The organism is Pseudomonas sp. PA-1-3F, from assembly GCF_021609665.1.
Lineage (GTDB): Bacteria > Pseudomonadota > Gammaproteobacteria > Pseudomonadales > Pseudomonadaceae > Aquipseudomonas > Aquipseudomonas paracarnis.
On record NZ_WJZD01000040.1, the window covers coordinates 43,988 to 50,263 of the forward strand.

The window sequence follows — 6,276 nt, forward strand, 5'->3', positions numbered from 1 at the left end:
CGATTAGGTTCGACGCAGCCAGGCTCAAGGCAAGACTTGCTTGAACGGCTTGACCACTACATCGGCGTAGACGCCTGCTGCGACATAAGGGTCAGCCTTGGCCCAGGCCTGGGCGTCGGCCAGGGAGGCGAACTCGGCGACGATCAGGCTTCCGCTGAAACCCGCGTCGCCTGGGTCGTTGCTGTCGACGGCCGGGTGCGGGCCGGCCAGTACCATGCGGCCTTCGGCTTGCAGCTGTTTGAGGCGCTCGACGTGGGCCGGGCGTACGCTCAGGCGTTTTTCCAGGGAGTTGGCAACGTCGGTGGCAATGATGGCGTAGAGCATGTCAGTCCTCGGTTTTCGGTGTGGTGTCATGCAGGTGGCGTGACAGGTAGATGCCCTGGCCGATCAAAAACAATACGGTCATGCCCAGGCTGCCAAACACTTTGAAGTCGACCCAGTAGTCCTGGAAGGTGAAGGCCACGAACAGGTTGGCGGCGCCGCAGAACAGGAAGAACACGATCCAGGCCACGTTCAGGCGCCCCCACACCGGCTCCGGCAAGGTCAGCGCATGGCCCATGATCCGCTTGATCAGCAGGCGGTCACCGATGAAGTGGCTGCCGATAAACACCAGGGCGAACAGCCAGTTGACCACCGGGGCTTTCCATTTAAGGAAGGTTTCGCTGTGGAAGGCCAGGGTGAGGCCGCCGAACACCAGGCAGGCGACGAGGGTGAGCCATTGGCTTTTTTCCAGCTTGCGCTGCGAGATGAAGATGGCGCCGTACACTACGATAGAGCTGATGATCAGTACGGCAGTGGCACTGTAGATGCCCCCGAACGACAGCTCGTGGCCGGCGATTTCGATGACCCTGGGGTCGAGTTTGGTAACGATGAAAAACAGCAACAGCGGGATGAAGTCGATGAATTGTTTCACAGTAAGAGCCAGAAGCTGGATGTGTCGGCATAATAACAAACATCCTTGGTTGCGATAGCGCCAGCTGACTTGAGGTTACACACCCCCGTGAATGTTGATTTGCACTGCCACAGCACGGCCTCCGACGGCGCCCTGGCGCCCGCGGTACTGGTTGCGCGTGCGTTTGAAAAAGGCGTGCGAGTTTTGGCATTGACCGACCATGACACCCTTGAAGGCCTCGACGAAGCCCGCCAGGCCGCGCACTCCCTGGGTATGCAGTTGGTCAACGGCGTGGAATTGTCCTGCACCTGGGGCGGCGCCACCATCCACGTGCTGGGCTACGGTTTTGATCAAAAGGCCCCGCCCTTGGTGGCGGCGATTGCCCAATTGCACGATGGCCGCTGGCTGCGGTCCGAAGAAATAAGCCGCAAGCTCAGCCTTAAAGGCATGCCAGGTGCCCTCGACGGTGCCCGTGCTATCCAGCAGGAATTGGGCGACAGCGGCAACGCACCGGCCCGTCCGCACTTTGCCGACTGGATGGTGCGTGAAGGCTATGTGAAGGATCGCGCCGAGGCCTTTCGCAAATGGCTGGGCGCCGGCAAGTTGGGCGATGTGAAGCTGCACTGGCCAACCCTGGAAGACACCGTCCAGACCCTGCGGGCCTCCGGGGCCTGGGTGAGCCTGGCGCATCCCTGGCATTACGATTTCACCCGCAGCAAGCGCCGCAAGCTGATCAGCGACTATATTGGAGCGGGTGGTCACGCCATCGAGGTGGTCAACGGGCATCAACCCGCCGAACAGGTCGGCAGCCTGGCGATCCTCGCCCGCGAATTTGGTCTGCTGGTCAGTGCCGGCAGTGACTTTCATGGCCCAGGCGGCTGGTCCGAGATTGGCGAATATCGCCAGGTCCCGGAAGATCTGCCGCTGTTGTGGGGGCGATTCAAGCATGACCCCATTATTGCCACCGTCTGAACAGGTAGAGCACGTGAGCCAATTCTTCCAGATTCATCCGGAAAACCCTCAGGCGCGCCTGATCAAACAGGCCGTGGAGATCATCCGTGCCGGCGGCGTGGTGATCTATCCGACTGATTCGTCCTACGCCATTGGCTGCCAGATCGGCGACAAGGGCGCGGTGGAGCGAGTAAGACGCCTGCGCCAGCTGGACGACAAGCACAACTTTGCGCTGATCTGCAGCGACTTGTCCCAGCTCGGGCTGTTCGCCAAGGTCGACACCGGCACCTTCCGCCTGCTCAAGGCCCACACGCCGGGGCCCTACACCTTCATCCTCAACGCCACCCGCGAAGTGCCGCGCCTGTTGCTGCACCCGAAGAAGCGCACCATTGGCCTGCGCGTGCCGGAACACCCGATTGCCCTGGCGCTGCTGGCCGAATTGGGCGAACCGCTGATGAGCGTGTCGTTGATCCTGCCCGGCGAAACCGAGCCGTTGTACGACCCTTACGAAATGCGCCGTTTGCTGGAAAAGCACGTCGACCTGATCATCGACGGCGGCTACGGTGGCAACAAGGCCTCCACGGTGATCAACCTGGCCGATGGCGAGCCAGAAGTGGTGCGTGTGGGTTGTGGCGATCCGGCTCCGTTCATGGTCGAGGCCTGAATGTCAGCCGTGGAAGCCGCTGATCCCCAGGCTGGCGCCCAGCAGGAACTGCCGTTTGCCATGGTGTATGGCCAGGCGGTCATGGAAATGCCCCTGGACCTGTACATCCCGCCGGACGCCCTGGAGGTGTTCCTTGAAGCCTTCGAAGGCCCGCTGGACTTGCTGCTGTACCTGATCCGCAAGCAGAACATCAACATCCTTGACATTCCGGTGGCAGAAATTACCCGCCAATACATGGGCTATGTCGAGCTGATGCAGTCGGTGCGCCTGGAACTGGCCGCCGAGTACCTGGTGATGGCGGCCATGCTCGCCGAGATCAAGTCGCGCATGCTGTTGCCGCGCTCGGAGACGGTGGAAGCCGAAGAGGATGACCCGCGCGCCGAGCTGATCCGCCGCCTGCAGGAGTACGAACGCTTCAAGGCCGCCGCCGAAGGCATCGACGGCCTGAGCCGTGTGGGCCGTGATGTGGTGGTGCCCAAGCTCGACGCTCCCGAGGCGCGCGCGCGCAAGTTGCTGCCGGACGTGAGTCTGGAAGAATTGCTGATGTCCATGGCCGAAGTACTGCGCCGCGGCGATATGTTCGAGAGCCACCAGGTCAGCCGTGAAGCGCTGTCCACCCGCGAGCGCATGAGCGATGTGCTGGAACGTCTCAAGGGCGGTGGGTTTGTGCCCTTTGTCGAGTTGTTTACTGCCGAAGAGGGCCGACTGGGCGTGGTGGTGACCTTTATGGCGATCCTTGAGCTGGTGAAGGAGTCCTTGGTCGAGCTGGTGCAGAATGAGCCTTTTGCGGCTATCCACGTGCGGGCGCGAGCCGAATAACGAGCTGAATCGATGAATCTGACTGAACCCCGCGAACTGGCCCCTTTGCTGGAGGCCTTTCTTTTGGCCTCGGGCAAACCGCAATCTCTGGAGCGCCTGTTCGAACTCTTTGAAGAGGCCGAACGCCCGGAGCCGCCGGTCTTCAAGAAGGCCTTGGAGATCCTGCGCAAATCCTGCGAGGGCCGTGCCTTTGAACTGCGTGAAGTGGCGTCGGGTTACCGCCTGCAGATCCGTGAGAAGTTTTCACCGTGGGTCGGGCGTTTGTGGGAAGAACGCCCGCAGCGCTACTCCCGGGCGATGCTGGAGACCATGGCGCTGATCGCCTATCGCCAGCCCATCACCCGGGGCGAGATCGAAGATGTGCGTGGTGTGGCGGTCAACAGCCATATCGTCAAGACCCTGCTGGAACGTGAGTGGATCCGCATTGTTGGCTACCGCGATGTGCCGGGCAAACCAGCCATGTTCGCCACCACCAAGGTGTTTCTCGATCACTTCAACCTGAAAAACCTTGACGATTTGCCGCCCCTGGCCGAGCTGCGCGAAATGGAGGCCGAGCCGGTGCTCGACTTCGACGACGCACCGGTGCCGCAAAGCCTGCAGGAACTGGCCGACGCCAGCGCCGAGCCGGAGGAGCCCAAGGACGAAACCAGTTTCCATACGTTGTTGCTGGAGCTGGACGACATGGAGCAGGGGATCAAGACCGACTTCGACGATTTGCTGCGTGATGGTGCGGCGGAGCCAGAAACCCAGGTGAACGTTGAATCCGAGCCTGAGGTCGAAGCCGAAGACGATGTGCTTGGCGTGGCCCAAGCCCGGGAAAAGCTCCTGGCCGCCGTCGCCGCCCTCGAACAGCCGCCCCTGAGTGACGAAGAAGACGAAGCTCGGGCGCTGGCCGAGGCCATCGAGAACGAACGCCGTCAGCTCGAAGACTGACCGGCTCTGACGTTCACCGCGCAACCCATGTGGGAGCTGGCTTGCCTGCGATGCAGACGCCTCGGTCTCTCAGATGCAAGGAGGTGATGCCATCGCAGGCAAGCCAGCTCCCACAGAGGATCGACCATGAGTGCCATGAAAGACCCGTGCATCAGCATCTGCAAATTCAACGATGACATCTGCGTCGGCTGTGGCCGCAGCAAGCGTGAAATCCGTGCCTGGAAGAAGCTCGATAAAGCCGACAAGCGCACGGTGCTGGCCGAAGCCGAGCTGCGATTGCTGGCCCTGGGGGCCACCGGTCGGCGGAAAAGCAAATGAGCTGGGCGTTATCGACTAGTCTGTGATGCGCAACACGCGCCATGCGCGTATGATTCGCGGCCCCTTGCCGACCTATTCGGCCAAGGCCCCGCTTTCAATACCCTCAGGCCACGCCTGAATCGACCCACCGGGAGGTGCTTACGATGAATGACCAAGACCAGAAAGACCAGGAAATCGGCCCAGCAGGCGAAAAACTGCAAAAAGTGCTGGCGCGTATCGGTGTGGGCTCGCGCCGCGACGTCGAAGCCTGGATCACCCAGAAGCGCATCAAGGTCAACGGCGTCGAGGCAACCCTCGGCCAGCGCGTCGACCTGCACGATGCAATCACCATTGATGGCAAGGTCATCAAGCGTGAAGAGGCCGCCGAATCGGTGCGCCGCGTGATCATGTACAACAAGCCCGACGGCGAGATCTGCACCCGTGACGACCCGGAAGGCCGTCCGACCGTGTTCGACAAGATGCCCAAGCCTAAAGAGGGCCGCTGGATCAACATCGGTCGCCTGGACATCAACACCACCGGCTTGCTGATGTTCACCACTGACGGTGAGTTGGCCAACCGCCTGATGCACCCGTCCTACGAGATGGACCGTGAATACGCCGTGCGTGTACGTGGTGAAGTCGATGACGAGATGATCGAACGCCTCAAGGCGGGCGTGGTGCTCGAAGACGGCCCGGCCAAGTTCACCGACATCAAGCAGGCGCCGGGTGGCGAAGGTTTCAACCACTGGTACCACTGCGTGGTGATGGAAGGCCGTAACCGTGAAGTGCGTCGCCTGTGGGAGTCCCAGGGCCTGGTGGTCAGCCGCCTCAAGCGCGTGCGTTTTGGTCCGGTGTTCCTGAACTCCGACCTGCCGATGGGCCGCTGGCGCGAAATGAGCCAGTACGAAGTCGATATCCTCAGCGCCGAAGTGGGCCTGACGCCGGTTGCCATGCCGCAGATGAACGCCAAGAGCAAAGACAAGCTTGAGCGTATGCAGCGTAAATCGTCGCGCCCAGTGCCACGTACCGAACGTGTTGCTCGCACCCTGCGCCCTGCGCTGGATGCACCGGCCACCGGCGGTCGTATCTCGCGTCAGCCGCACATTGAAGGTGAACGCCGCCCCACCACACCATCGCGTCAAGAAGGCGAGCGTGCGCCACGTACGCCGCGTCCTGCTCCGGCGGGTGGTCGCAGCAACCGTGGTGAAGCGGATCGCCCGGCCGACAACGCCAGCACCAAGCGTCCAGCCAAGCCAGCGGCGAACAAGCGCCCTGGCCCGAAACTGGTCGCCGATGAGCCGTCGGGCAAGCGCCGTGGCGCACCGGCCGGTTCCGGTCAGCGCCCTGGTTTTGGTCGCAAGAAGCCGCAGTGATGCGCTAAGTGCTGCGCGAAAACGCCAACCCTAGGGTTGGCGTTTTTTTTGCGATCTACATTCGAAATGCAATCAACTGTGGCAGCTGGCTTGCCTGTGATAGCGGTGGGCAAGCCCTAATGCCAGTCAGTTAAGACAGAATCGGCAACTGTGGCGAGGGAGCTTGCTCCCGCTGGGGCGCGAAGCGGCCCCAAAAAAGGGACTGCTACGCAGTCCAGCGGGAGCAAGCTCCCTCGCCACCAATCACATGGGGTCGGCTCTAGCTCCTTACTGCTGTCTCTTATATCAATCTGGCGCTGCCGACGATATCTTGTTTGTGGTGGTGTCTGTGTGTGTCGGGCGTCTTT

Annotated in this window: 8 protein-coding genes; 6 read left to right on the forward strand and 2 right to left on the reverse strand. The window is 61.6% G+C overall.

From position 1 onward, the window contains the following. Positions 1-24: 24 nt before the first annotated feature. Positions 25-324, reverse strand: a complete 300-nt coding sequence (locus GIV26_RS23480) for a YciI family protein (protein WP_034128543.1) — start codon at positions 322-324, stop codon at positions 25-27. A gap of 1 nt (position 325) precedes the next feature. Then, complete coding sequence (locus GIV26_RS23485) at positions 326-913, reverse strand: septation protein A (protein WP_054898401.1); 588 nt, start codon at positions 911-913, stop codon at positions 326-328. A gap of 87 nt (positions 914-1,000) precedes the next feature. On the opposite strand from GIV26_RS23485, the gene GIV26_RS23490 reads away from it, so the two are divergent. From GIV26_RS23490 to rluB, 6 genes are all read left to right on the forward strand, one after another. Then, complete coding sequence (locus tag GIV26_RS23490; RefSeq protein WP_003193798.1) at positions 1,001-1,864, forward strand: PHP domain-containing protein; 864 nt, start codon at positions 1,001-1,003, stop codon at positions 1,862-1,864. Positions 1,865-1,877: 13 nt separating this feature from the next. Next, the gene (locus tag GIV26_RS23495; RefSeq protein ID WP_003193796.1) at positions 1,878-2,507 is read left to right on the forward strand and encodes an L-threonylcarbamoyladenylate synthase; all 630 of its coding nucleotides are present in this window, start codon (positions 1,878-1,880) and stop codon (positions 2,505-2,507) included. A gap of 120 nt (positions 2,508-2,627) precedes the next feature. After that, on the forward strand, positions 2,628-3,326 hold the full coding sequence (locus GIV26_RS23500) for a segregation and condensation protein A (RefSeq protein WP_164365898.1): 699 nt from the start codon (positions 2,628-2,630) through the stop codon (positions 3,324-3,326). Between the two features lie 12 nt (positions 3,327-3,338). Continuing rightward, positions 3,339-4,259, forward strand: a complete 921-nt coding sequence (gene scpB / locus GIV26_RS23505; RefSeq protein ID WP_003193794.1) for an SMC-Scp complex subunit ScpB — start codon at positions 3,339-3,341, stop codon at positions 4,257-4,259. 126 nt (positions 4,260-4,385) lie between these two features. Continuing rightward, complete coding sequence (locus GIV26_RS23510) at positions 4,386-4,577, forward strand: DUF1289 domain-containing protein (RefSeq protein WP_034128540.1); 192 nt, start codon at positions 4,386-4,388, stop codon at positions 4,575-4,577. A 143-nt stretch (positions 4,578-4,720) separates the two neighbouring features. Then, positions 4,721-5,929 carry a 23S rRNA pseudouridine(2605) synthase RluB gene (gene rluB, locus GIV26_RS23515; RefSeq protein ID WP_014719681.1) on the forward strand — a complete coding sequence of 403 codons (1,209 nt, stop codon included), beginning with the start codon at positions 4,721-4,723 and terminating at the stop codon, positions 5,927-5,929. Positions 5,930-6,276: the final 347 nt, after the last annotated feature.